The organism is Blastocatellia bacterium (assembly GCA_025055075.1).
Classification (GTDB): Bacteria; Acidobacteriota; Blastocatellia; order HR10; family HR10; genus HR10.
This window is the reverse complement of sequence record JANWYV010000059.1, coordinates 1-24,371: the sequence shown is the minus strand read 5'-3', so window position 1 is coordinate 24,371 and position 24,371 is coordinate 1. Positions and strand designations below refer to the sequence as shown.

At 59.3% G+C, this 24,371-nt stretch carries 13 protein-coding genes; 4 read left to right on the top strand and 9 right to left on the bottom strand.

Annotation, left to right across the window (positions count from 1 at the left end; translation table 11 throughout):
• The 4 genes from NZ746_13135 to NZ746_13120 all read right to left on the bottom strand — a co-directional run.
• A partial coding sequence (locus tag NZ746_13135) for a citrate (Si)-synthase (GenBank protein MCS6818298.1) occupies positions 1 to 192 on the bottom strand: 192 nt, incomplete at its 3' end.
• Between the two features lie 129 nt (positions 193 to 321).
• Complete coding sequence (locus tag NZ746_13130; GenBank protein ID MCS6818297.1) at positions 322 to 2,184, bottom strand: glycosyltransferase family 39 protein; 1,863 nt, start codon at positions 2,182 to 2,184, stop codon at positions 322 to 324.
• A 10-nt stretch (positions 2,185 to 2,194) separates the two neighbouring features.
• Complete coding sequence (locus NZ746_13125; GenBank protein ID MCS6818296.1) at positions 2,195 to 4,714, bottom strand: TonB-dependent receptor; 2,520 nt, start codon at positions 4,712 to 4,714, stop codon at positions 2,195 to 2,197.
• Positions 4,715 to 4,739: 25 nt separating this feature from the next.
• Positions 4,740 to 5,177, bottom strand: coding sequence for an OsmC family protein (locus NZ746_13120; GenBank protein MCS6818295.1), 438 nt, complete (start codon positions 5,175 to 5,177; stop codon positions 4,740 to 4,742).
• 242 nt (positions 5,178 to 5,419) lie between these two features.
• Here NZ746_13120 and NZ746_13115 point away from each other — a divergent pair, with 242 nt between their 5' ends.
• Together NZ746_13115 and NZ746_13110 are read left to right on the top strand one after the other, a co-directional pair.
• Complete coding sequence (locus NZ746_13115) at positions 5,420 to 5,824, top strand: YbaN family protein (GenBank protein ID MCS6818294.1); 405 nt, start codon at positions 5,420 to 5,422, stop codon at positions 5,822 to 5,824.
• 267 nt (positions 5,825 to 6,091) lie between these two features.
• Entirely contained in the window at positions 6,092 to 9,925 is a 3,834-nt protein-coding gene (locus NZ746_13110) for a carboxypeptidase-like regulatory domain-containing protein (protein MCS6818293.1), read from the top strand.
• 159 nt (positions 9,926 to 10,084) lie between these two features.
• Here NZ746_13110 and NZ746_13105 read toward each other — a convergent pair whose 3' ends face one another.
• Positions 10,085 to 11,038, bottom strand: a complete 954-nt coding sequence (locus NZ746_13105; GenBank protein MCS6818292.1) for a tetratricopeptide repeat protein — start codon at positions 11,036 to 11,038, stop codon at positions 10,085 to 10,087.
• A gap of 342 nt (positions 11,039 to 11,380) precedes the next feature.
• Between NZ746_13105 and NZ746_13100 the strand changes: the two genes are divergently transcribed.
• Both NZ746_13100 and NZ746_13095 read left to right on the top strand, forming a co-directional pair.
• Positions 11,381 to 14,482: a carboxypeptidase regulatory-like domain-containing protein gene (locus NZ746_13100; GenBank protein ID MCS6818291.1), complete on the top strand. Its 3,102-nt coding sequence runs from the start codon at positions 11,381 to 11,383 to the stop codon at positions 14,480 to 14,482.
• A 466-nt stretch (positions 14,483 to 14,948) separates the two neighbouring features.
• Positions 14,949 to 18,506: a carboxypeptidase regulatory-like domain-containing protein gene (locus NZ746_13095; GenBank protein ID MCS6818290.1), complete on the top strand. Its 3,558-nt coding sequence runs from the start codon at positions 14,949 to 14,951 to the stop codon at positions 18,504 to 18,506.
• A 101-nt stretch (positions 18,507 to 18,607) separates the two neighbouring features.
• On the opposite strand, the gene NZ746_13090 is transcribed toward NZ746_13095, so the two are convergent.
• The 4 genes from NZ746_13090 to NZ746_13075 all read right to left on the bottom strand — a co-directional run.
• Complete coding sequence (locus NZ746_13090) at positions 18,608 to 20,155, bottom strand: NADH-quinone oxidoreductase subunit N (GenBank protein MCS6818289.1); 1,548 nt, start codon at positions 20,153 to 20,155, stop codon at positions 18,608 to 18,610.
• A gap of 19 nt (positions 20,156 to 20,174) precedes the next feature.
• A complete protein-coding gene (locus NZ746_13085; GenBank protein ID MCS6818288.1) occupies positions 20,175 to 21,926 on the bottom strand; it encodes an NADH-quinone oxidoreductase subunit M in 1,752 nt (583 codons plus the stop codon).
• A gap of 10 nt (positions 21,927 to 21,936) precedes the next feature.
• Positions 21,937 to 24,141 carry an NADH-quinone oxidoreductase subunit L gene (gene nuoL / locus NZ746_13080; GenBank protein ID MCS6818287.1) on the bottom strand — a complete coding sequence of 735 codons (2,205 nt, stop codon included), beginning with the start codon at positions 24,139 to 24,141 and terminating at the stop codon, positions 21,937 to 21,939.
• A 46-nt stretch (positions 24,142 to 24,187) separates the two neighbouring features.
• Positions 24,188 to 24,371 (bottom strand): hypothetical protein (locus NZ746_13075; GenBank protein MCS6818286.1); only part of this gene is annotated, 184 nt, incomplete at its 5' end.

The following is a 24,371-nucleotide window of genomic DNA, read 5'->3' as shown; positions in this document are numbered from 1 at the left end:
ATCGATGAACGTGATCCCACTGCGACACGCCGCCGTGTTCTGAAACCCCGGATCGTACACCATCAACCCAAAATCCCCCTCCCCCACCTTCACCCGCCGAAACTCCATCGCCCGCACCGCCCCCTCCTCAATCGGCACCTCGTAACTCCGCCCCGTCCGATTGTCAATCACCGTCAAGGTATCTTTGCTCATGACAGCCTCCCGTCATAAAGTTTCGAACCACACCGAGGGTAATTTTACCAAGCTTCCACGGCAAGAGACCACTCCACTCGAGCAAAAATCCCGCGCGCGAACAGCTCAGCTCTTACGCCACAGCGCAGCTCAGGGCCCATGCGCCCGGATCTCATAAACTCTCGTCGTCACGACGCCCGCGACGCGCACTTCCAAGATCGGACGATGGCGTCGCGCCAGCTCATCGAGCCACTGCTGATTCTCAAAATACCGACGCCCCTTTTGAACGATGACGTAAAGTGGACGCGAGTCCGAGGTGAGCGTGAATGCGGGACTCGATAGCTCGACGCCGACCAAATCCGCACGGCCGAATTGGCGGGTGTAGAACCACACGACTCCGGGCGCGTCATGCCCGAGACGACTCCCCCATGGCGCCCGCGCGGCGATCTTGGCGATCGCTTCGCGCATCCCCGCATCGTAAACCTCATCATGGGGGAAATAATAGGCCCGCTTCGCCTCCCCTCCGCCGAGCCGATTCACATAGAAGGAATAGTACGGACTGGCTTCGATGACCGCCCACATCGGGGTACCCAGGAAGAATGCCAGTGCGGCTACTACGAAGCCACGGCGTGCCGAATCCATCCGGATCCTCCGAAGCCCCTCGCGAATCACAAGCGCGATTCCCACGGCCGCCGTCATGTACACGAATGGCATCAGGCTCAACGTGTACCTCAGCCATTTCGCTCCAAAGAGCGTATACGGGACCAACCAAAAGACCAGCATGAAGCGCAAGAAGAAGGGACCCTCCTCCTTCCGTCCCCACAGAACGAATACGAGCGCCAGAAGGAATGAGATGAGCGTGAACGCCGCCACGCGATAGACGACGGGGATGAAGTGCAGAAGCATCCCCACCCCGAGGCCGGAGACCAACAGAGCACCAAGAGCGATCCATCCTGCTTGCGCACGATGTCCGCACGCTGCTTCCGCAATTGTCCTCGCTCTTTTAGAAGGCCAGGCGCGACGGATGATCCAGATGAGACCGACGGCGAATGCGAGAAGCAGCGCGGGCGGCACCTTCACCGCCAAAAAGAGCATATAGAAATAGAGCGGCGTGCGATTGGCGAGCTTCCACGCATTGTTATAATACAGCTCCCCCATCATCTCGTATCCGTGATGCGGGACGGTCGTCTCCGTGAGATAAACAGCCAGATATCGCAGCGTCTCCGGATGAAAAAGCATAGGATTGGCGACGACGAAGGCTATGAAGAAAGCGAGGAAGAAGCCCATCATCGCACGCCGCCCCAGCGGGGCGTTCGTCTCCCGATCATGCGGGCGCAAGTAGTTGTAGAGGAAGATGAGCCCCATGTAGTGCGGGAAATACTTCGATGCCAACATCAGCCCGAAACTCGCGCCGCTCAACCGATAGAGCCACTGCCGTCGCGCTGTTTCCACGGGTCCCTCGTGCTTCGCTCTCATGAAGAAGAAGAAGGCCAACCACATGAAGAAGACGAGCAGCGTATCTTCCTTCGCCACGCGATTGATCGCGATGGCGTTCAGCCCCGTCGCCCAGAGGATGGCCGTCAACCAGCCTACCAAGGGATCGAATAATTCACGGGCGAAGAGGAAGAGGACGACGGTCGTCAACGCCCCCACCAGGACGTTCGGGAGTCGAAGCGCGGTCTCTTCCGAGATGCGCCAGGAGGGATGACGCGCAGCGATTGTTCGATTCCACTGCTCGACGGCGAGGAAGGAGAAGAGGATGAGCGACTTCATGAGCATCGGGTGCTCGGCATTCGGCGTGAAATCCCCTCGCCGGTAGGCTTCAACGGCCGCGATCTTCCGCGCCTCATCCTCGCTCACGCCAACAGCGTCCAAGCGAACGACGCGCATCCCGAAAGCCAGAATGACGAGGAGAGCTAGGGCGAGCACTCCGTGGCGCGCGCTCCAAGAGCGTGCGTGGGATCGAAGGGTTTTTTCTTCTTCCGCGCTAATGGTGGGAAGGGAAGCCGACATCACTCCGCGCTCAAAACTCAATCTCAAACTTCCCGCGGAACGTCCGCGGCACGCTATTGTAGAACGTCCCAAACGCAGGACTGTGAATATTGCTTTGCACGTCGCGCGGGTTCCAATGATTCGTCACATTGAAGATCTTCACGCCTATGCGCGTTCGATATTTCTTCCCGAAGAAGGGAATGGTCACCCCCTTGGTGACCTGCAAATCGAGGGAGAAGAAGCGCGGGAAGCGCCCGCCGCGATTCCGCGGCCCGACGAAATTCTGTTCTTCATCCACGAGCGAGAAGGGAAACCCATCGCGCCAATCCACGACCGGAGAGAGGAGCAGATCGAAGGGCAAGCGAACATCCCCCCAAAGGAGGAGGCGATTCGGGGCATCGAAGGGAAGGCGCGAGTATTCGTTGGACCGAACGATGGGATTATGGAAATTGCCGATGTAGGCCGAGAACGCATTCAGATCGCCCTCGGCGCGCGAGCGAACGTAGGCGAGGAAGAGGTCATGTTGCTCCTGAAGGCGAAGTCGCGCGACGACTTGAAATTCCCGATAGCGGGAGCGTCCTCGATTGCTGAGGACGAGCGCGCTCTCGCCGGTCGGGAAGCTCTGCGGCTCCAGGAGGAAGTCGCGCCGAGAACGTCGCTCCTCGTATCCGAAGCGCAGGAGCACGCGTCGGGTCAATTCGCGATCCACCTGCAGGCTCCATGCCGTGCTGCGTGGCGTTCGATATGCCCCGCCTTCGATGAGGTTTCGAAAGACGCGCGGCCCGTCCAAGATCGTCCGACCATCGGGACCGAACCGCAGGACCTGCATCGCCTGATATTGCTCGAACGCGCCGACATTGAGCGGGACTTTGTCATAGAAGATGCCGACGCCCCCGCGCACGATCGTCCGCGGATCGGAGAAAGGCAGGAGCACGACGCCTAAGCGCGGCGCGACGTTGTTCTCCCGCGCAATCCCATTCCAATCGTAGCGAATCCCCCAATCGAGAGTCAGGCGGGGATGAATCGTCCATTTGTCCTGCCCGTAGAAGGTCACCTCGGTGTTCCGACGCTGCAGCTGCCCCGCTCCGACGAAGGTGATCAGTTGCGCTAACGTGCCATCAGCGCGCAGGATGTGCACGGGATGATTGCGGTCGTATCCTGTGAACGTATTGACGGCCACGTTGCTCCCGATCTTGAACGCGTGCTGCCCGCCCCAGGAGAGCGTTGGGAAATGGTAGACCTCCATCCACTCGTAGCGCCGACTGTCCCGATGCTGCCGATTGAACCAACCGCCCATGTTGCCATTGGGTGTGATGCGAAACGGCGGCGGACTGTTACCGTAAACGTCCACGTCGAAGTCCTTGATGCTGAAGCTCGATTGCAAGAGCGAGCCGTTGCGGAAAGCCGCCTGCTCGTGCAGGGCGACGAACCATCCGCGCTGGTGGAAATTCGGCGTCGTCTCCATCGGATTGAACGTGTTCAGATTGACGAAGTCGAGCTTCTGCGGAAAGACCGAGACGATCAGCGTCAGGCGATTCGTGGCATTGAGGACGGCATCGAAACGGGAGAAGGCATCGAAGGATTCCAACCGGGTGTCGTTCTGCAAATCCGGTAGACTTGGAACGCGCGTCCGCACGAAGCGGTATTCGAGGCCTTGGAAAAAGAAGAGCCGATCCCGCGCGATGGGCCCGCTCAGGGCGAAGCGCGGCGTCGCAGATTCAATGCCCATGATCGTCCCTGCGCGCCTGCGCAATCGGGGCATGAAATTCGTGAGCAGATACTTCCACTCGTTCGTACCCGCGCGCGTCTCGATGGCCGTGACCGCGCCGGTGAACTTGCCGAACTCCGCCGAATAGGGATTCGAGTAGATCTGAACGGTCTCAACAGCCTCGATCGGCAGCTCGATGGCGGACTGTCCGGTCACCGGATCAGTAGCGTTGAGGCTGGAGACGAGGATGCCGCTTTGCGTCGCTCGCGCGCCCTTCACATTCAAAAGCCCATCAGGACCGCGCACGACGCCGGGCAACAGCGGCAACGCATCCTGGAACTTCTCGTTCACCAAAGGAGCGTTCCGCAAAAGCGGCGCTCCAAGCTGCGCCGGAACGTGCGACTCGATGCGGCGCAATTCATCCTCGCCTGCCGTGATCGTGACAGCCTCGCGCACAGCCTTTGGCTTCAATTCCACCGGGACCTCTACGAGGGCGCCAAGCGGCACCATGATCTTCTGCGCGAACCGCTCGAATCCCTCCACCTCGACCGAGAGCACATAATCCCCTGGCGGGAGATCGCCGAAGCTATAGTTCCCTTCGTCGTCGCTGATCGTCTGCGTCACCTTCCCCGGCAGGAATTCCCCACTCAGGATAAGCAACACACCGGCCAACGGTTCGCGCCGATCGGCTGTCACGGCGAGGACTTTTCCCCTGATGCGTCCAGCCTGAACGGAAGCGGCCAGGGTGTGCTCCCACAGCGTCATTCCTCCGAGGACCAGGAGCACGACGCAGGAGGCCCACTGCCTGCACGCCTTCTTGACATCGTGCCCTCGACGACTCATCCTCGTTCCCTCCTCTGACATATCGTCACGCCGAAACGATGATCTCCGGCTCCAACCGGACGTTCGCTTTGATCGAATTCGAGATGAAGCAGTTCCGCTCAGCTTTCTCCAGAAGTCGCTCAGCGCGCTCGCGATCGGTTTCGGATCGAAGCCCGAGCAAGGGTTTGATGACGATCTCCGTAATTTGGTAGCCCGCCCCTTCGAGCTTCTCCAATCTCCCCCACGTCCTCACCCGCAGGCTGACGACTTCCAACTTCGAGAGTTGCGCGATCGCCAGAAAAGTGAGGACGAAACAGGTATTGACCGAAGCCACAAGGAGCGTCTCCGGCGTCCACACTCCTTCCTGCCCTTGAAATTCCGGTGGAGAGGAGACCTCAAGCGCCGGTGCCCCTGGAGAGTGAATTGTCACGCGACGCTCGCTCACCCACACGGCCTCTGTCTCATACACGTATGATCTCGCCACGTCCGTCCCTCCCGAAGCTCTCGCTTATCGCACTGAGGAATGATCCAACATCGCCCGAAAGGTTCCATTTTAAACAGAGCTGTCCCCGCTGGCAAAAGAGATTCGGATTCGAAGCTTGCCCCTGCTCGGCGATGGCACAAACGGCCTTCTCCACTCCCTTCTAGAACGGGAAGAGATCTCGCTCGCGCACACGAGCGTTCAGGATTCTATCGCGAGCGGGGGATCTGCTAAAATCTCTCCGCATGCAGGGCCAAAGAGATCGAGGATGGCGCCCACTTCATCCGATCTGGCGTGCCCTCTTGATCTCGCTGGGCACAGCAGCCCTTGTCATCGGTTTCATCGGCATCTTCGTCCCAGGACTGCCGACGACGCCGTTCCTCCTCATCGCCAGTGGATGCTATGTGCGTAGTTCGGAACGACTCTACCGATGGCTCACGAGCCGACCTTGGTACAGGGAATCCGTGAGCCCGCTGATCGAGCAACGAGCCCTTCCATTGAAAACGAAGATCGTCGCGCTCGTGCTGGGATGGAGTATGCTCGGTTACCTCGCCCTCTTCGTCGTCGAAGATCTCGCGCTGAAGGTCTTGATCCTGGTCGTCGCCCTGATCAAGACCTCAGTCATCGTCTCCCTCAAGACAGTTCGATGAGCGCTTGACTCAGTGGGCTTACGCTCCCATTGGGCGAACGCGTTTCCCAAGCTCCGCAGATTTCCAAAATTCTGGAAGAAATTTCCGAAAATTTGGAAGGCCGGGGAGTTTTCGGGCTCGTCCCGATTTGTAGCCACTCGAGCTCAATATGTTTGTGTACAATGAGTTCCGAGTTACGGGAAGGCCTTCCGGATCGAATGGCACAAGATTTGCTTTCTCAAAGGTGACGGAGATCTTTATGGAAACGCATATTTCGGAGGTGAGCGTATGCGACACAAAAAGGGCCTGACAGCGATGATGATCCTGGGGCTTCTGGTGTGGGCTTCGGTGGCACCGGCTCAAGTACGGCCCGTCGGTCAGATCACGGGGATTGTGCAGGACCCGGCGGGAGCCGTCGTGCCGGGTGCTGAAGTGAAAGCGCAAGATGAAGCGACCGGAGCCACACAAACTCAGAAGGCGGGGCCTGATGGGGGATTTACCTTCACGAATCTCCAAGCGGGCACCTATAGGATCACAGTGAGTATGCCTGGATTTAAGACGGCGATCGTCTCTGGTCTGAAGGTAGACGCAGGGCGAACGACGAATGTCGTTGTGACCCTGCAGGTCGGTGAGATCGCCGAAGCCGTCGAAGTCGTCGGCGGACTCGAACTCTTGGAGCGGACGACGACGACTGTTGAGACGACAGTTCGAGGCGACATCATCCGGCGGCTTCCGTTGAACAATCGAGACACGCTCGATTTCACGCTCCTGATGCCCGGAGCCCAGCAGGGTGGAACGGCGCGTCAGAGCACATTCCTGGGCTTGCCCAAGGGGGCTATCAATATCACGATGGATGGCGTGAACGTTCAAGATAACCTGCTTAAGAGCGCCTTCGGCGGCGGTATGTTCACGCTCGTTCGACCGCGCTTGGATGCCGTCGAAGAGGTGACGGTCAAGACGGCGGGCGTGGGCGCGGATGCGGCGGGAGAAGGAGCTGTTCAGATTCAATTCGTCACCCGCCGAGGGACGAACGACTTCCGAGGGACGCTCTTCTGGGATCATCGCAATGACGCGCTCAATGCTAACACCTGGTTCAACAATGTCCTCGGATTGCGGAAGCCCAGGAACTTGCTCAATGTCTTCGGTGGGAATGTGGGCGGCCCGATTTGGAAGGACAAGATCTTCTTCTTCTTCAACTACGAAGAGTTCCGCCTGCCGGAGTCGCGTCCGCGAGAGAACCTAATCCTGACGCGGGAAGCCGCGCAGGGCATCTTCCGGTATCGCGGCACAGACGGAGTCGTGCGCGCGGTGAATCTGTTGGACGTAGCGAGGGCGGCTGGCTTCCCGAGCACCATTGATCCTACGGTCGGAGACATGTTGCGACAAATTGACGCGGCGCGACCGCGCGGGGCGATCACCCCGTTCGATCTCTTTCGCGAGCGGTATCGGTTTGAAGCCCCCAGCATGCAAGTGCGGCGCTTCCCCACCTTGCGCATGGATTACCACATCACGGACAAGCTGCGGTGGCATGGCGTCTGGCACTACAACTATTTCTCCTCCTTCCCGGACACGCTGAATTCGATGGATCCGACCTTCCCTGGTATCGGCAAGGGCGCTGGCCAATACTCGAACCGGTTCGCGGTGACGACGGCCCTTCAGTGGACGGTGACGCCGAACATCAACTATGAGTTCCGCTTCGGCGTTCAGGGAGCCCCCGTGCAGTTCTTCCCCGAATCGGGACCGGAGATCTATCCCGCGGGCCTGCGCATCCTCTGGCCGCTCAGCTTACAGAGCTTGCACGCGCGTCCGGGACTTGCGGGAACCTCGCTCGGACTCATGTCGAGCCGGAACACCCCCGTTTACAACGTGCAGAACACCGTGAGCCTCGTGCGCGGGAAGCACTCGTGGGTCTTCGGCGGGACGTTCACCCGTGTGGGGTTCATTGACAACTCCTTCGGTGGAGCGGGCATTCCCACAGTCTCCTTTGGCGTAGTTAGCGGCGATCCTGTCGCTTCCGCGATTGCCGCGGGATTGCCGAACATCAGTTCGGCGGATCTCGGGAATGCGCTGGCGCTTTATGCTCTGCTCACTGGCCGGATTTCCAGCATCTCCGGCACCCGCAACGTGGATGAGAAGACGAAGCGGTATGTTCATCTCGCTCCGCTTGTGCAGCGGGCGCGGCAAGACGAGTTCGGCCTTTACTTCACGGATTCTTGGCGCGTGACGCCATCGTTGACGCTCAACTATGGGCTGCGCTGGGAGTTCCAGGGAGCGGCCGAGAACACCAACGACATCTACACGAGCCCGCGGATGGAAGATCTCTGGGGCATCTCCGGTGTGGGTAATCTGTTCCAACCGGGCCTCTTTCGCGGGATCGCCGATCCGCAGATTGACCAGCGCTCGCGCAAGGTCTACAACCGCGACTACATCAACCCAGCGCCGAGCTTCGGGCTGGCCTGGAACCCGCGCTTTGAGAATCCCTTCTTCCGGTTCCTGTTCGGCAGCGAGCGCAAGTCGGTCTTTCGCGGAAGCTACTCGATCGCGTACACGCGCGAAGGACTGAACCACTTCACTCTGTTTGCTGGTGGGAATCCCGGTCTGACGCAATCCATCTCGCTGACGGCGGGCGTGGACTTCCCGCTGGGAGGATTGCTGTTGCGGGATCGGCTGCCGGCGTTCCGTGAGGATCCGACGAGCTTCAGCTTCCCGACGCCACTCTCGCGCTTCACCTTCATCTCAGGCGCTTTCTACGCCTTCGATCCCAACATCCGCACGCCGTATGTTCAGTCGTGGTCCTTCGGCTGGCAGCGCGAGCTGACGCGCGACATGGCTATTGAAATTCGCTATGTCGGCAATCGCGGGACGAAGCTGTGGCGCGGATTCAACCTGAACGAAGTGAACATCTTCGAGAACGGGTTCCTGCAGGAGTTCATCAACGCCCAGCGGAATCTCGCTATCAGCCGGGCCCAGGGACGCGGGGCGCGGTTTGATAACCAGGGGCTGCCGGGTCAGGTTCCTCTGCCGATCTTCGAAGCTGCCTTTGGCGCCCGCGGTCGTCAACCGGCGCTCGCACCGGCAGCTGGGTTCGCAAGCGCGAGCTTCATCACCTGGCTCGATCAGGGTCAAGCGGGAGCGATGGCTAACGCCTTAGCTTCCACAGCGACCTTCCTCTGCCGGATGGTGGGAAGCGCGCTTCCGCGTTGCGCGGCTTTAGGGTTTGATGCTCCCGGACCTTATCCCATCAACTTCTTCCAGGTGAATCCGTACGCGGCGAATCGTGGCGTGTGGCTGCTGACGAACGCCTCCTTCTCCACCTACAACGGCGTGCAGGTCATCTTCCGACGACGCCTGGCGCAAGGCTGGCAGATGACGGCTCACTACACCTTCTCGAAATCGCTCACGGACCTCTACGCGGATTCCGCCGTTTCCAGCATTGCCTTCAGCACGCTGCGCAATCGGCGGATGGACAAGGGGCTGTCACCGTGGGACCTCCCCCACGTCTTCGTGAGCGACTTCCAGTACGAGCTGCCCTTTGGTCCCGGTCGGCGCTGGTCGTCTGGCTCCGGCGCGCTCAACCGGCTCATCGAAGGTTGGCTCGTCGGTGGGATCGTGCGCATTCAGTCCGGGCGCGTGTTCCGGCTCGTCAGTGGTCGCGCGACGGTCAATCAGTTCGACTCTGGCGTCATCCTCAAGGGAATGACGATCCAGGAACTGCGGGAGAAGATCAAGGTGCGGAAGGTTCCCGGCGCCAGTGACATCTTCTTCGTGCCCGCGGATCTGATTGGACCCGATGGCCGCTCCAATCGTGCGATCCTGGATGTGCCGACGACGCCCGGCCAGTTTGGCTCGCTCATTTTCCTGCGCGGTCCTCGGTTCGTCAAACCCGATTTCACCATTCAGAAGCGCACGCGGGTGACTGAGCGAATCAATGTCGAGTTCTGGGCTGAATTCTTCAATGCCTTCAACCACCAGAACTTCTTGATCGGTGGCCCGACGGCAGCGGCGATCACACACAGCATTGACTCGACGGCCTTCGGGCGCACGACCGACTTCTTCAACGACCTGGGCAACCAGGATCCCGGTCCGCGCATGATCCAGTTCCGCATCCGCGTGAACTTCTGAGCGAAAAAGTGGGGGGCCTTTCTTCAGGCCCCCCGTATCTCGATCGGGACAATGGTGAAGGATATCCCGCAGTCTTAAGGCACACTCATTCTCATCGCCCGCACAGGCCTTGTTCTAGCTTGCGCTCTCAAGCTCCACACTGATGCCAGATCCGCCCACTCACTTTTGCGGATAGCCAAGCTGGGCGAGCAACGCGCGGATGCGTTCGGCATTCGGCGAGTTCGGGTCCATTTGCAGATATACGCTCCAGGCCTCGACCGCTTTCGAAATTTGCCCCGTCTGCGCGTAGAGCTTCCCCAAGTACAAATGGGCCAGCGCGCGCTCTAAGCCTTCGGCCTTCGTTCCCCGGATAAGATGCGGCTCTGCTCCCGCCATGTCATCGCTCTCCAAAAGCGCGATGCCGAGATGAACATGAGCCGTCAGCCAATTCGGACTCTGCTCCAGAACGCGACGCAGCGGAGCGATGGCTTCCTGATGACGGCCGAGATGGTTCAAGCAGATCCCCAGGTTCAAAAGCGGATAGAGCGCTTCCGAATCCTTCTCTAACGCCTGTCGCAACAATCGTTCGGCCTCCGCATAGGCTTTCTTCCCCATCTGCAGGACGGCCAGTTCATTATACGCGTCCACGAACTCGGCATCTCGCTTGATAGCCCGCCGCAATTTCTCTTCCGCCGAAGCCAGTTTCCCCCGCTCGATCTCCCCCAGCGCTTCTTGATACAACCGAGCCGCCTCTTTGTCCGGAGCCCGTCTCAATCGCGATACGGAAACAACGCCAGGTCGTGGAGGAACCTCCTTCTTCTCCAAAGGAAGCAGGTTCACAGGCAGATACCCACGCGGTTGTGCATAAAAGGTCACCGTCGTCGTTGCATATCGGCGTCCGTCCCCCTCGATCGTGAGCGTATAGGTCCGGAACGGCGCCAGCCCACGGAGGATGAATCGTCCCTGCCCATCGGTGAAGACGAACTCCACATCGCGCCGCGGATCATCGCTCTTCAGGGCTAAACGAATGACCTCCTGAAGCGGATCGCCCGTCGGGAGGAAAACCTGCCCCTGCATGCTCACTTGCGCCCATCCGTTGGTCGGAAAGAGGAAAAGGCTCACCCCCAAGAACACAAGAAACCTTGTTGCGGTTGCTCGATCGCTTCTCATGGAGGAAATCTTACGAGATGGCCCGAGATGAGGGCAAGGTGATTCCGTCCTCCTCGGGAATTTGAAGGCCCAAGGGACACGTTCCCCACAGGGAGACCGCCCCTATCCCCGCCCCAAATTTCCAGAAATTTGGAAGCTCCTTCCAAATTTTCGGAAACTCCGCCGAAAGGCCCAGACGGGAGCAGTCCCACGAAGGGATTGATCTTGCGAGCCTTAGCCGAATACGGGCTATGTGGCATGCAAATTGCTTTATTCACTCTGCGGATCACAATGACCGTGAAAATACCGACCTGAGGAGGAATAACGATGCGCAGACGAATGAAGCAAGCGCTGTCGCTTTTATTGCCGCTGCTTCTTCTGAGTGCGCTCCCGCGTGTGAACGCTCAAACAGCGACGGGGACGATCACAGGGATCGTCACCGATGCCACGGGAGCTGTCATCGCGGGAGCGACGGTGACAATTCGAGAGGTGAAGACGAACCTCTCGTATACGATCACGACGGACTCGACGGGCCTCTACCGACTCACGAATCTGCCGCGAGGCTTTTACGAAGTGAAGGTTGAACAGACGGGCTTCAAGACGGCCATCGTGAGCAACATCGAGCTGACGGTGAACGAAGTCAAGCGCGTGGATGTGACGTTGGAGGTCGGAGAGATCGCGGAGACGATTACGATCACGGGAGAGCTTCCCTTGATCAACACCGAGGAAGGGCGACTCTCGGGACTCGTAGATAAGCGGCGTATTGTTGACCTGCCGCTCGTGACCCGCGATTTCACGCAACTGGCCCTCTTGCAGCCTGGCGTTGTCGGTGGGGGCGTGGGTTCCAACACAGGTGGTTTCTCCATCGGCGGGGCCCGCAGTCGAGGGACGAACTTCCTCGTGGACGGGATTGAGAACAACGATCCCGTCGTCGCGGGATTCACGCAGATTACGGTGCCCCTGGACAGCGTCGAAGAATTCCGCCTGATCCGAAATACGTTTGGCGCTGAATTCGGTCGGCTCTCCGGTGGTGTGCTGAGCATCGTCACGAAGGCAGGGAGCAACGAGTTTCACGGAACGCTCTGGGAGTTCCACCGCAACCGTTCGTTGCGCGCGCGGAACTTCTTCGAGCAGGAGAAGCCGCCCTTCGTGCGCAATCAGTTCGGCTTCGACGTGAGCGGCCCCTTCATCAAGGACAAGCTCTTCGGCTATGGATCGTATGAGGTGACGACGCTTCGCTCTTCGACGACGCAGCGGGCGCGTTTCTTCACGGCCGATGCTATTCGAGCGGCGACCGGACCGATCGCGCGCGAGCTGTTGCAGAAGTATCCGCGTCCGCCAGCCAGGGAGAATCCGAACTTCGTCACCGTCGGCAACGAGCGGATTCCCGTCTCGGCTGAGACAGTCATCACGCGGCCCGATAGCTCTGATGTGCATGCCTTCGTCATTCGCATGGATCATCAGGGCTTCAACGGACGCAATCGCATCAGCGGTCGTTACATCTTCAATCAGACGAACAACCTGGCTCCATTAGCCTCGAACTCCTTGCTCACGGAATTCTTCGGCTTGGATACGAGCTTCCGGAGCCAGAACTTCGGTTTGACCAACACGACGACGATTCGACCGAACCTCATTAACGAGCTGAAGCTCGGCTTCACGCGAGATGCCTTCGATTGGCGACCGCGCAATCCGCAAGTCCCGACGATCACGATCACGGGCGTAAATGGCTTCGGTGCCGATACGAACATGCCGCAAAATCGTTTCCCCGTGGTGTTCCAATTGGATGAGTCGCTCTCGATTATCAAAGGCACGCATGCGGTGAAGACGGGCTTCCAGTACCGCTTCATCAAGCGCGTGCGGACGTTCAACGCGTTGTATCGCGGGGCCTACAGCTTCGCGAACGAAGCGGCATTTCTGGCCGACCAGCCGCTCACCTATAGCGTGCGCATTGACCTGACGACAGGCGATCGGGGAGATGGCTATCGCATCTATTCCCGGCACGAGCTGATGGGCTTCCTGCAAGACGATTGGAAAGTGCGTCCGAACTTCACGCTCAACATCGGCGTACGGTACGAGAATTTCCGGCCGCCGAAGGAGTTGACCAATCGCATCGCGCAGGTGCTCATCCCCTCGGGAGCAACCATCTACGACATCTTCCGCACGTTGGAACCGCGGCCGACGAAGTTCTTCTATCATTCGGATGACAACAACTTCGCGCCGCGCTTGGGCTTCGCCTGGAGTCCGAAAGGACCGCGGTGGCTGACTGGAGGCGAAGGCAAGATGGCCTTCCGGGGCAGCTATGGGGTCTTCTACGAGCGGCTCTTCCAGAACATTGACGAGAACATCCAGTTCAACCCGCCATTTGGCGCCACGCTGACCTTCGACACGCGAGCGCGCCAGACGTTCGTCTACTCGATCCCCTCATGGGTGCCGCCTGGATTGAAGGGTGCGGCTGCGCCGCGTGGGACGGCCCTGAATCCGGTCTTCGATCCGAACCTGCGCACCTCGTACATGCAGAGCTGGTTCTTCGGGATCCAGCGCGAGTTGCCGGGCGAGTTCTCGTTCGAGATCAATTACCAGGGGACGAAAGGGACGAAGCTCCCGCTCAATGTGAACATCAACCGGTTCGATGGCGATCTGCTCGATGGCGTCCTGGATCGGGTTAATCCCGCCTGGGGTGCGGTCGGATTGGCCGGTAACCGCGTCAACTCGATCTACCACGCCATGCAGGTCGAGGTGAAGCGGCGCTTCAGCCGAGGCTTCACGATGCAGGCGGCATGGACCGTATCGAAGATGCTCGATGAGGACTCGGACTACTTCGCCACGGACGGCGTCGTCTCGGTCACGAGCATCAAGCGCGAGCGTGGACTCTCGCGGTTCCACACTCCGCAGCGATTGGTCATCAATGCGATCTGGGACATGCCGTTCTTCCGCGGGCGCGGCGGCGCTTTGGAGCACATCCTGGGCGGATGGACGATCTCGGGGATCGCTACCTTCCAGAGCGGGCGTCCGTTCAACGTCTTCTCCAGCGCCCCCTATCCGCGCGGCGATTTCAACGCCGATGGGACGAACAACGATCGTCCCAATATCAAGACGGACAAGAAGGGGGCGATCCTCAAACGGAGCCCGGCGGATGGGATCCTCGATCCCAATGCCTTCGACACGAACTTCCGAGGCATTGGGAATCTCGGACGGAATGTCTTCCTCGGCCCTGGCTATGCCAACTTCGATTTCGCCGTGTACAAGAACTTCCGCTTAGCGATGCTCGGCGAACAGGGCCGATTGCAGTTCCGCGCCGAGATGTTCAATCTGACCAACCATCCGAACTTCGGGCTGCCGACGGGTAATCTTGCCAGCACGCTCTTCGGCAAGTCCAATGACGCAGCAGCGCCGCGCACATTCCAATTCGCGCTGAAGCTCTACTTCTGAAGAACGCCCGCTGAGAGGTTTGTGCCTCTCAGCGGTTCGTCCGAAGGGGTGGGTCGAACGTCCACCCGCCCCTTCTTTATTTTGGCCCCAGCCCTTTCAGCAAGCTCGGAGAACTTCCAGAAATCCCAAATGTCTCGGGTCAAATCGCGAGACGAGAAGAGAGGAAGGCCATTGAACTGTCACCGCTTATCAGGATGCTCCCTCGCGGATTCCAGAAGCGTGACGTTCGCTAAGATGGGTACACCACTTGCCCATACCCCTTCTTCTCGAGAAGGTAAGAGCCGGTGACTCCATCCGATTTCTGAAATTTTGGATGAAATCTCCGAAAATTTGGATACACGGGCTCGACTTGAATCAACAAGTTCTTGAATTTCCGAAGCTTGAACCTGACGCGAGATATGGCATATAATTTGCTTAACAATAAGCCGCGTGTATGCTGAACAACCGAAACTAAGGAGGAACAAACATGAGGTCGCATCGAAGAGGAGAGTGGAAGGCGTGGATCTCGACATGCTTAATCCTCGGGGCAGCCTTTCTGCCCTATCTGACAACCCCGATCGCGGCTCAGACGACGACTGGAGGTCTTCGCGGCGTCGTCATGGACGTGACCGGAGCTATTGTGCCCGGAGCGACGGTCGTGGCGAAGAATGTCGCGACGGGCGTAGAGCACCGGACTACGGCCACCAGCGAGGGGATCTATACGATCCCGCGAATCCCTCCTGGAAGATATGACGTGAAGGTGGAAGCGCAAGGATTCAAGGCCGCGGAGGTCACGGGCGTAGAGGTCGGTGTAGGGAAAGACACGGTCGTGGACTTCCGCCTGGAGCCGGGGGCGATCACCGAGGTCGTGACAGTGACTGGCGGCGGCGAGGTGCTCATCGAGCGGGACACGGCGCAGATCTCGGCGACGATTCAATCCCGCCGGATTCAAGACTTGCCGATTAACGTCGCCGGGGGCGGATTGGATCGCGTTGTGCTGTTACTTCCGGGCGTTCGAACCGGATTTGGCAACGTCAACTCCAATGGGGTCACGCTCTCGGTTAACGGAAACCGCGCACGATCGAACAACTTCACCATTGACGGAGTGGACAACAACGACCTCTCCATCGGCGGGCCGAACTACTTCGTGCAAAATCCCGACTTGGTTCAAGAGTATCAGGTGATCACCAACAATTTCTCCGCCGAGTACGGGCGGAACCAAGGCGCGATCGTCAACATCGTCAGCAAGTCGGGGACGAACGAATTCCACGGGACGTTAGCGTGGTACCACCGGGATCGCAAGCTCTGGGATTCGCGAACGAATTTGGAGAAGCGCGCTGGACAAAAGGATCCGCTCCCTAATTTGGTGAACGTCTTCGACTATACGATTGGCGGGCCGATTGTGAAGAATAAGGCGTTCTTCTTCCACGCGGGCCACTTCATTCGCAATCCACAATTTGCTGACTTACGGACGACGTCCTTGGCGCCAACGCCCGAGGGCATCCAGATGTTGAAGAGCGCTTTCCCGAACAATCCGGCCATTCAGTACTACGCCGACTATTCGGCCTTCGCGCTCCCGATCGGCAATCCGAGGATTCGTCCGGATGTCCCGGCCTCCACGATCACCATTGGCAACTTGAGGGTACCGGTCGCGGCTGTGCAGCGTGCCGTGCCTCTGTCGGGCCGACTGGATGAGATTAACGTGCGTGGGGATGTGCATCCGAGCGATCGAGATCGCATCTGGGGCCGATACTTCATCCAGGATCGGCCGGGAAAGGACTTCCTGGCGGACGTACGCGGGTGGACCGGGGATAATCCCTTCCGGACGCAGCAGGCTGGCGGCGGATGGACGCGGAACATCTCGATGCGGTCGGTCAACGAATTCCGGTTCAATTACTCTCGGCTGTTCGTGATCTTCGGTGGTGGTGGAAGCGGAGGCAAAGGGAACATCCCACACCCGGATAAGATTGATACGGCGCTGACGTTTCTCAACCCGACCTTCCGAGCGGATAATGGGGCCGCGCTTCTGACCGTGGGTCCAGCGACGAACTTGCCGCAAGGGCGCATCGTCGAGTCCTTCCAGTTCAATAACAATTTCACGCTCACGGTCGGACGCCATCAGATGAAGATGGGAATTGACATCCGCCGACTGCGCAACGCCGTGCCCTTCCTGCCCAATGTCAACGGGTCGTTCACCTTCTCGACGGCGCAGCGGCTGGCCGATAACAATCCCAACTTCTTGACCGTGGCGCTCGGCCCGGCCACGCTCAAGTACACGGAGACCGATCAATTCTACTTCTTCCAGGACGACTGGCGAATTCGCCCCAATCTCACGCTCAACCTCGGCATTCGATACGAGAACACGGGTCAACCGATGAACCTTCTGCACGAGATCACCGTGGCGCGAGAGCGGAATCCACAGCAGGCGTTCTGGCGACAGGACCTACCGCTTGAAGCGCGCATCGTCCCGCGCGTTCCGACGGACAACAACAACTGGGCACCACGCCTCGGCTTTGTCTACACGCCGAGGTGGGGCCGGTGGCTCTTCGGCGAGGACAAGACGGTCATTCGTGGTGGCTATGGGATCGCCTACGATCCGGCGTTCTACAACCTGATGCTCAACATCTCGACCTCGTCGCCCCTGGTCTTTCTGACGACTGTGGCGAACTTCCCAGTTCCCGACCCTGTGCCAACGGGTGATAAAGTGCGCGGGGCCGCTGTTCGAGCCGGGGTCATTCGATTCAACACCTTCGATCCTCGGTTCTTTGTGCGCACAGAGCCAGCGTTGGACTTCCGTCAGCCGTACGTGCAGCAGTGGTCGCTCGGAATCCAGCGCGAACTCTTCCGCGAGAACGTGCTCGAGGTCCGATACGTCGGCAATCACCAGGTCGGGCAGTTCCAGACGGTCAACTTCAACCCGTTCATCGGGAATTTGGTCCGAGGATTTGGTCCCGTCCGCTATGTGGATCCGGCGGATAATCAGACGAAAACGCTCACCTTCCCCGGATTCCCGCAGTTCCTCCCGCGGGGTGTCACGCCACTCACCTGCGCGGACAATCCGGCGACCGCAGATAACGAAGCCGTTTGCGATGGACGGTTGTTCCCATCCGGTGTCTCACGGGTGCGCATCAATGGTGCCTCGGCCAGCTACAATGGGCTGCAAATGCGGCTCGACGGGCGAGTGCGACAGCAGTGGACCTACACGATCAGCTACACCTGGAGCCACACGATTGACAACTCGAGCGAGGTCTTCAACTTCGATACCGGGAACTCCGTCACCGTCGCCCAGAATCCGCTCAACATCACGCGCGCTGAGCGCGGGAACTCTGGATTCGATGTGCGCCATCTGTTCGCCGCGTCTTGGATCTGGGACCTCCCGTTCCGGCGCGATCAACGAGGATTTCTTGGACGGCTCATCGGTGGTTGGCAGTTCAACGGCATCGTGCGCATCCAGGGTGGGCAGTGGTTCACGCCAGTTCAGCAGCAACTCATCAATCCGTATGAGGACCAGCCCTTCGTCCAATCGTTCATCGGACGGTCCCATCTGCGTCCCTTCAACGGGAATCCGGCCGCGCCGGTTGATCGAGTCGGCATCACGGACGTGGATGCGTGCGTCTTCTACCGGCTCGCCATCTGTGGGACGAGCGGAGGACTCCCCATTCTCCGAACGAGCCCCACGGGCTTCTGGCTGTTGAACGACCTCAACCGAGGGGTGTTCACACCGGTCACGCCCAACGATGTGCGCGTGATCGTCAATGGGCCGGGAGCTGCGCAGCGGTTCGGGACGCCCTTCGGGACGCTCGGACGAAACACCTTCAAGGGCGACCGGTTCGAGGGCGTGGACCTGAGCGTCTTCAAGAACACGCGAATCACTGAGCGCATCTCGATCCAATATCGGTTGAACCTCTTCAATGCGTTCAACCACCCGTTCTTCGGCATCCCCAACAGCATCTTTGTTGAGCAAGCCGGGCGCACCTACTTCAACTTCCAGGAGAACGATGGCGGTCGCCGGACGATCGAGATGGCGCTGAAGCTCATCTTCTGATCAAAGCCCACGCGGGAGAAGGGATCAACTTCTCCCGTGTTCATTCCGCGGGCTGAGGGAAACTTCAGCCCGCTTTTTTTGTCCTCAAACGCACGCGAAGCTCAGAAGGCCGCGATGATTTCGCGAGTCGCTTGCATGAGTTGTTCCGCAGCGATACGGGAGAAATCGACCCAGGGCGGGGGATAAATCCCCACGATCAACACCATGAGAGCCGCCACAACAAGCGCTGTTCGCATGAGGGGGGTCAGTGCAAGCGGCGTTGGCTCTAAGACAGGCCCCATGAACATCGCCTTGATGAACCGCGCGTAGTAGTAGAGCGAGACGGCCGTATTGATTACGGCAATGACAGCCAGTGCCGCGAGCCACCGATTACCTGTTTCAATGAGCCCGGCGAAGAGGAAGTACTTCCCCAAGAAGCCCGCCGTCGGAGGAATCCCTGCCAGACTGATGAGGAAAATCGTCATCAAAACGGCCATGAGCGGGTTCGTATGAATAAGGCCGTTGAAATCCTCCACGCGATCTCCCGCGATCCCCTCGCGCCGCAAGGCGATGATCGCGCCCCAGGCGCCGAGGTTCATGAAAACATAGACGAAGAGGTAGATGATGAGGCCGACATATCCGGTTTGATTTCCCGCCACCAAACCGAGCAATAGGAATCCCGCGTGCGAGATCGAGGAATAAGCCATGAGCCGTTTGGCGTTCGCTTGTGTGATGGCCGCCAGATTCCCCCAGGTCATCGTCAGAGCGGAGACGGCTCCGATCAAAGCCATCCAGCCGAGGTCTTCCAACGACGTCGTCCCCCGCAGGGACGGCAATCCATAAACGAAGATGCGAGCGAAAATGGCGAAGGCCGCGGCCTTCGCCCCGACAGACATGAAGGCCGTCACGGAACTCGGCGCTCCCTCATAGGCATCTGGCGCCCACATGTGGAAGGGCACAGCCGCGACTTTGAAGAAGAGCCCCGCGACGATGAAGATCATCGCCAAGACCGCCAAAAAGCCCGGCCTTTGTTCCCCTGCAAGCGCCGACGCGATCTTCTGGAGATTCGTCTCTCCGGTGACGCCATAGAGCAAGGAAACCCCGTAGAGAAAGATGCCCGAGGAGAAGATGCCCAGCAGGAAATACTTCAACGCCCCTTCGTTCGATTTCCGATCCCCCTTGAGGTACGCGACGAGCACGTAGATGGAGATGGCCGCCAGCTCGAAGCTGATGAAGATGACCAACAAATCCATGCCGGAGGCCATGAACATCATGCCGACGGTCGCAAAGAGGATCAGGGCGTAATATTCCCCTCGCTGCTCACGCTCAATATCCAGGAATTTGATCGAAAGGGCGATGGCCAGCGCCGCCGTCACCAGAAAGATCACTTTGAAGACGATGGCGAAGGCATCCAGGACGTACATCTCATAGAAGCCGATAGCTTCATGCCCGCGCATGTTGAGATAGGTCTGCGCAAGCGTGGCCGCACTCGCCCCGATGCCTCCCAGCGCCAGATAGGCGGTCCATCGGCGTTCGCTCGCCCGCCGCCCGAGGTCGAGGATGAGCAGCAGACAAGCGAAGGCCGTCAGCACGATCTCCGGCATCAGGAACATCACCGCCTGATCCACCAACCACCGCCAATCGAGTCCCTGGAAGAGTATTCCCCTCATCCCCATTCCTCCTTCGACCTCAGCGCTCACGCTCGTGGATCACAGGCTGAGCGGACGCCGAAGGCTCTGGACGCGAGCCGGGGATGGACAGCGGCTCGCTGCGCTGCGCGCGTTCCAAGAGACCTCGCGCATATCCCGGTCGCACCTGTTCGACGACCACCGCCACCGGCTTCTCAAAATAGCTCAAAAACGGTTTGGGATAGATGCCGATCCAGAAGGCCAAGATCACCAGCGGGAGGAAATACGCCCACTCGCGAGGATAGAGATCGGGCAAATGCCGATTGTCCTCCTTCACCTCACCATACATCGTGCGTTGATAGAGCCAGAGCATGTATCCAGCGCCGAGCACGATGCCCGTGGCCGCGAAGGCCGCCCAGAGCCGATTTTCCTCGAAGACGCCGCGCAAGATGAGGAACTCCCCGATGAAGCCGTTGAGCATAGGCAGTCCAATCGAAGACATCGTCATGATCATGAAGACGGCAGCGAAGCCCGGCATGACGTGGCTCAGGCCCCGATAGTCGTTGATCATGCGCGTATGGTGTCGCTCGTAGACGACGCCGACGATCAAAAAGAGCGCACTCGTCGAGATCCCATGATTGATCATCTGCAAGACGGCGCCGTTCAGAGCGCTCGGATTGAAGGCGAAGATGCCGAGCATAATCATCCCCATGTGGCTGATCGAGGAATACGCGACCAACCGTTTCCAGTCCCGTTGGGCCATGGCGACGAGCGCTCCATAGACGATCCCCATGATGGCGAGAAAGGCCATCACTTGAACGACGCGAGGATCGCGGCTCGCATCAGGCAAGATCGGGAGATTGAAGCGGACGAACCCGTAGGTCCCGAGCTTCAACAAGATGCCGGCCAGGATGACCGAGCCCGCCGTTGGCGCTTCAGTATGCGCATCGGGGAGCCACGTGTGGAAGGGGAACATCGGGACCTTGATGGCGAAGCTCAGGAAGAAGCCCGCGAAGAGCCACAATTGTAGCGACAGGGGGATGATCGGCCCGCCGCCTAGCCGCGCCGTGCCCAGCGCTTGCATCGCCATGATGTTGAACGTCCCCTTGCCCTGTACGCCGAGTTGCACGGCCGACTCGATCATGCGATACATCGGCTCGTTCTCGCCCGAGATGAACCGAGCCGCTTGCAGGACGGCAGACTGAATCTCGGGCTGTCGGAGATAGTCGGGGAAGATGAAGTAGAGCTTCAAAATAGCGAGCAGCATCACGACCGATCCGAAGAGCGTGTAGATGAAGAACTTGATCGCCGCGTAGAGCCGATTCTCGCTCCCCCACACCCCGATCAGGAAGTACATCGGCACGAGCATCACTTCCCAGAAGACGTAGAAGAGGAACATGTCCATCGAAACGAAGACGCCGATGATGCCCGTCTGTAGGAGGAGCAAGACGACGTAATATTCCTTCACGCGCTCTTGGATGAAGCCCCAGGAGCAAGCGACAGCGATCACGCCGATCAACGTCGTCAGCAACACGAGCACGACCGAAATACCATCCACGCCCAACTGATACCGCGCGCCGATCTGCGGGATCCACTCCACATCCTCGATGAACTGAATCCCTCCCAATCGGCGATCATAGGTGAGTAACAGCAACGACGGGAGAAAGCTCAAGATCGCCCAGATATTGGCGAAGATGCGGATCGCTTGCTTGCGCTCCCGATGGAAGAAGAAGATCAGAATGAGCGCACCGAGAACCGGGAGCCACGTGATGATCGAGAGCAGATGATAGTCGGCGAGACGTTCCGGCGACATACCCCTCCCCCTACCACGAGATGATCAAATACAGGGCCGTGAGCAAAAAGAGGCCGGTCGTGATGACGAGCGCATAGTTCTGCGCGAATCCCGTCTGCGCCATGCGGAAGATGGTCGAGAAGAGCTTCGTCATCGCACCGACGGCGTTCACGAGGAAATCCACGACATAGAGGTCGAACCATCCGGAGATTCTGCTCCAGAAGACGGTCATCCAGGCCGAGCCATTGACGCCGCCATCTACGCCACGAGCATCCACGCGCCAAGAGAGCCGACTCAATCCGAGCGTCAGTCCGTTGACGAAGACGCCCTCATAGAACTCGTCCACCCAATACTTGTTCGCGCTGGCGACATAGAGTGGACGAATCGCGCGGACGATGGCCTCCAATCGGTCACGCCGCCGGAGATACAACGTCGCACATCCGTACATGACCCCGACGGCCAGAAGGACCGACGCGAGCATGAGAAGGTACTCGATCGCCGAATGCGCCTCCGCGTGAGCCCCAGCCTCGGCCAGCGCCGCATGGACGCCCGACGTCCCCCCATGCCCAGCCATTGGAGAAGCACTTCCCGCCGCGCGATGCCAGATCACCGGCTCCAACCACTTCTCGAAGTGATTCTCCCCCCCGAGCGACTTCGGCCACCCGATCCATCCGCTCGCGAAGGCTCCGACCGCCAAGACGATGAGCGGAATCGTCATCACGCGCGGCGATTCTCGAACCTCATGCCCACCATGTTCCTCATGCCCATGGGAAGCGCCGCTTCCCCCAGCGACGACGAATCGCGGTTCGCCCCAAAAGGTCAGGGCGATTAACCGCGTCATGTAAAAGGCCGTCATCCCCGCGCCGAGGAATCCCAACAGCCACAGCCATCGCCCGCCCGGAATCACGTCGGTTGAGAACGTGCGCCAGAGGATTTCGTCTTTGCTGAAGAAGCCGGAGAAGAGCGGAATGCCGCAGATGGCCAACCACCCCACCAGAAAGGTCTTATAGGTGATCGGCATGAAGCGGGCCAATCCCCCCATGCGTCGCATGTCCATCTCATGATGCAGCGCGATGATGACGGATCCCGCTCCCAGGAACATCAGAGCCTTGAAGAAGGCATGGGTGTAGAGGTGAAAGATGCCCGCAGCGAAGGCCCCCACCCCGCATGCTAAGAACATGTAGCCCAATTGCGAGATCGTCGAGTAGGCCAAGACCTTTTTGATGTCCGTCTGCGTGAAGCCCATCGAGGCCGCCCATACGGCTGTCAGGACCCCCACGAGCGCGACGACGAACATCATCGTCGGCGATTTTTGGAAGATCACGTTCGTGCGCGTGACCATGTAGACGCCTGCTGTCACCATCGTCGCCGCGTGAATGAGCGCAGAGACGGGCGTCGGTCCCGCCATGGCGTCCGGCAGCCAGACGTAGAGCGGAAGTTGCGCGCTCTTGCCCGTCGCCCCGATGAAAAGCCCCAGCGCGATCCACGACGCGAGCCCCCACATCCCGAAATGTTCCTGCGGCAGATAGGCCTCGCTCTTGGCCAGCTCCATCACCTCTGTGAATTGCAGCGTCCCGAAGAGCGAGAAGATGGCGAACATCGCCAGCAGAAATCCAAAATCCCCAACTCGATTCACGATGAACGCCTTCTTGCTCGCATAGGCCGCGTAGTTCCAGTGGAAGTAGTAACCGATGAGCAGATAAGAGCAAAGGCCAACGCCTTCCCAGCCGACGAACATCATCAAGAAATTCGAGCTCATCACGAGCACGAGCATCATGAACATGAACAGGTTCATCTGCGCGAAGAAACGGTAGAATCCCCTGTCGCCACGCATGTACCCGATCGAGAAGACGTGGATCCAGAAGCCCACGAAGGTGACAATGAGGATCATCACGGCCGAGAGCTGATCCAACTGATAGGACCACTCGATGCGCAAGGGGACAGTCTTGCCCGCGTCTGGTCCCAAACTCAAACGCGCGTCGCCGCCCACCACCCACGTGAACGAATGGGGAAATCCCCCAGCTTCGCTGGAGAGATACGGTCGCCCATGCGTCGGCCAATACGCCGTCGCGAACTCGTAGACCGCCCCGATCGAGATCACAAGTGAGAGGAAGACCGAACCGCACGCGATCCAAGAGATCGTTCGCTCCGAAAGCCTCAGCGTCCGGCCGAAGATTCCGAGAAACAAAGCGCTGAGGAATGGAAGCGCCGGGATGAGCCAGAGCAATTTCAACATGGCAATCCCCTCACCTCCCGAGAACGTCCCATTGTCTTCTCCCCGTTCACATTAGCCCAGCTTTTTTCAAGGCCTCGGCCAATTCTGGTTCTTTTGCGGCGTACTCCCGCAACGCCAGCTCCAACCGCCGCGCCCGCTCCTGCAGCTCCTCAATCCGCCGCACCGCCGGCGCCAACGCCGTCCGCCGATCCCAAATCACAAACCCCACCAACGCAAAAATCCCCGCAAAC

Bases quoted from the DNA above. Each gene is read 5' to 3' on its own strand.
- NZ746_13130 (MCS6818297.1), bottom strand. From the start codon at position 2,184: ATGTCGGCTTCCCTTCCCACCATTAGCGCGGAAGAAGAAAAAACCCTT.
- NZ746_13125 (MCS6818296.1), bottom strand. From the start codon at position 4,714: ATGAGTCGTCGAGGGCACGATGTCAAGAAGGCGTGCAGGCAGTGGGCC.
- NZ746_13115 (MCS6818294.1), top strand. From the start codon at position 5,420: ATGCAGGGCCAAAGAGATCGAGGATGGCGCCCACTTCATCCGATCTGG.
- NZ746_13110 (MCS6818293.1), top strand. From the start codon at position 6,092: ATGCGACACAAAAAGGGCCTGACAGCGATGATGATCCTGGGGCTTCTG.
- NZ746_13100 (MCS6818291.1), top strand. From the start codon at position 11,381: ATGCGCAGACGAATGAAGCAAGCGCTGTCGCTTTTATTGCCGCTGCTT.
- NZ746_13095 (MCS6818290.1), top strand. From the start codon at position 14,949: ATGAGGTCGCATCGAAGAGGAGAGTGGAAGGCGTGGATCTCGACATGC.
- NZ746_13090 (MCS6818289.1), bottom strand. From the start codon at position 20,155: ATGAGGGGAATACTCTTCCAGGGACTCGATTGGCGGTGGTTGGTGGAT.
- NZ746_13085 (MCS6818288.1), bottom strand. From the start codon at position 21,926: ATGTCGCCGGAACGTCTCGCCGACTATCATCTGCTCTCGATCATCACG.
- nuoL (MCS6818287.1), bottom strand. From the start codon at position 24,141: ATGTTGAAATTGCTCTGGCTCATCCCGGCGCTTCCATTCCTCAGCGCT.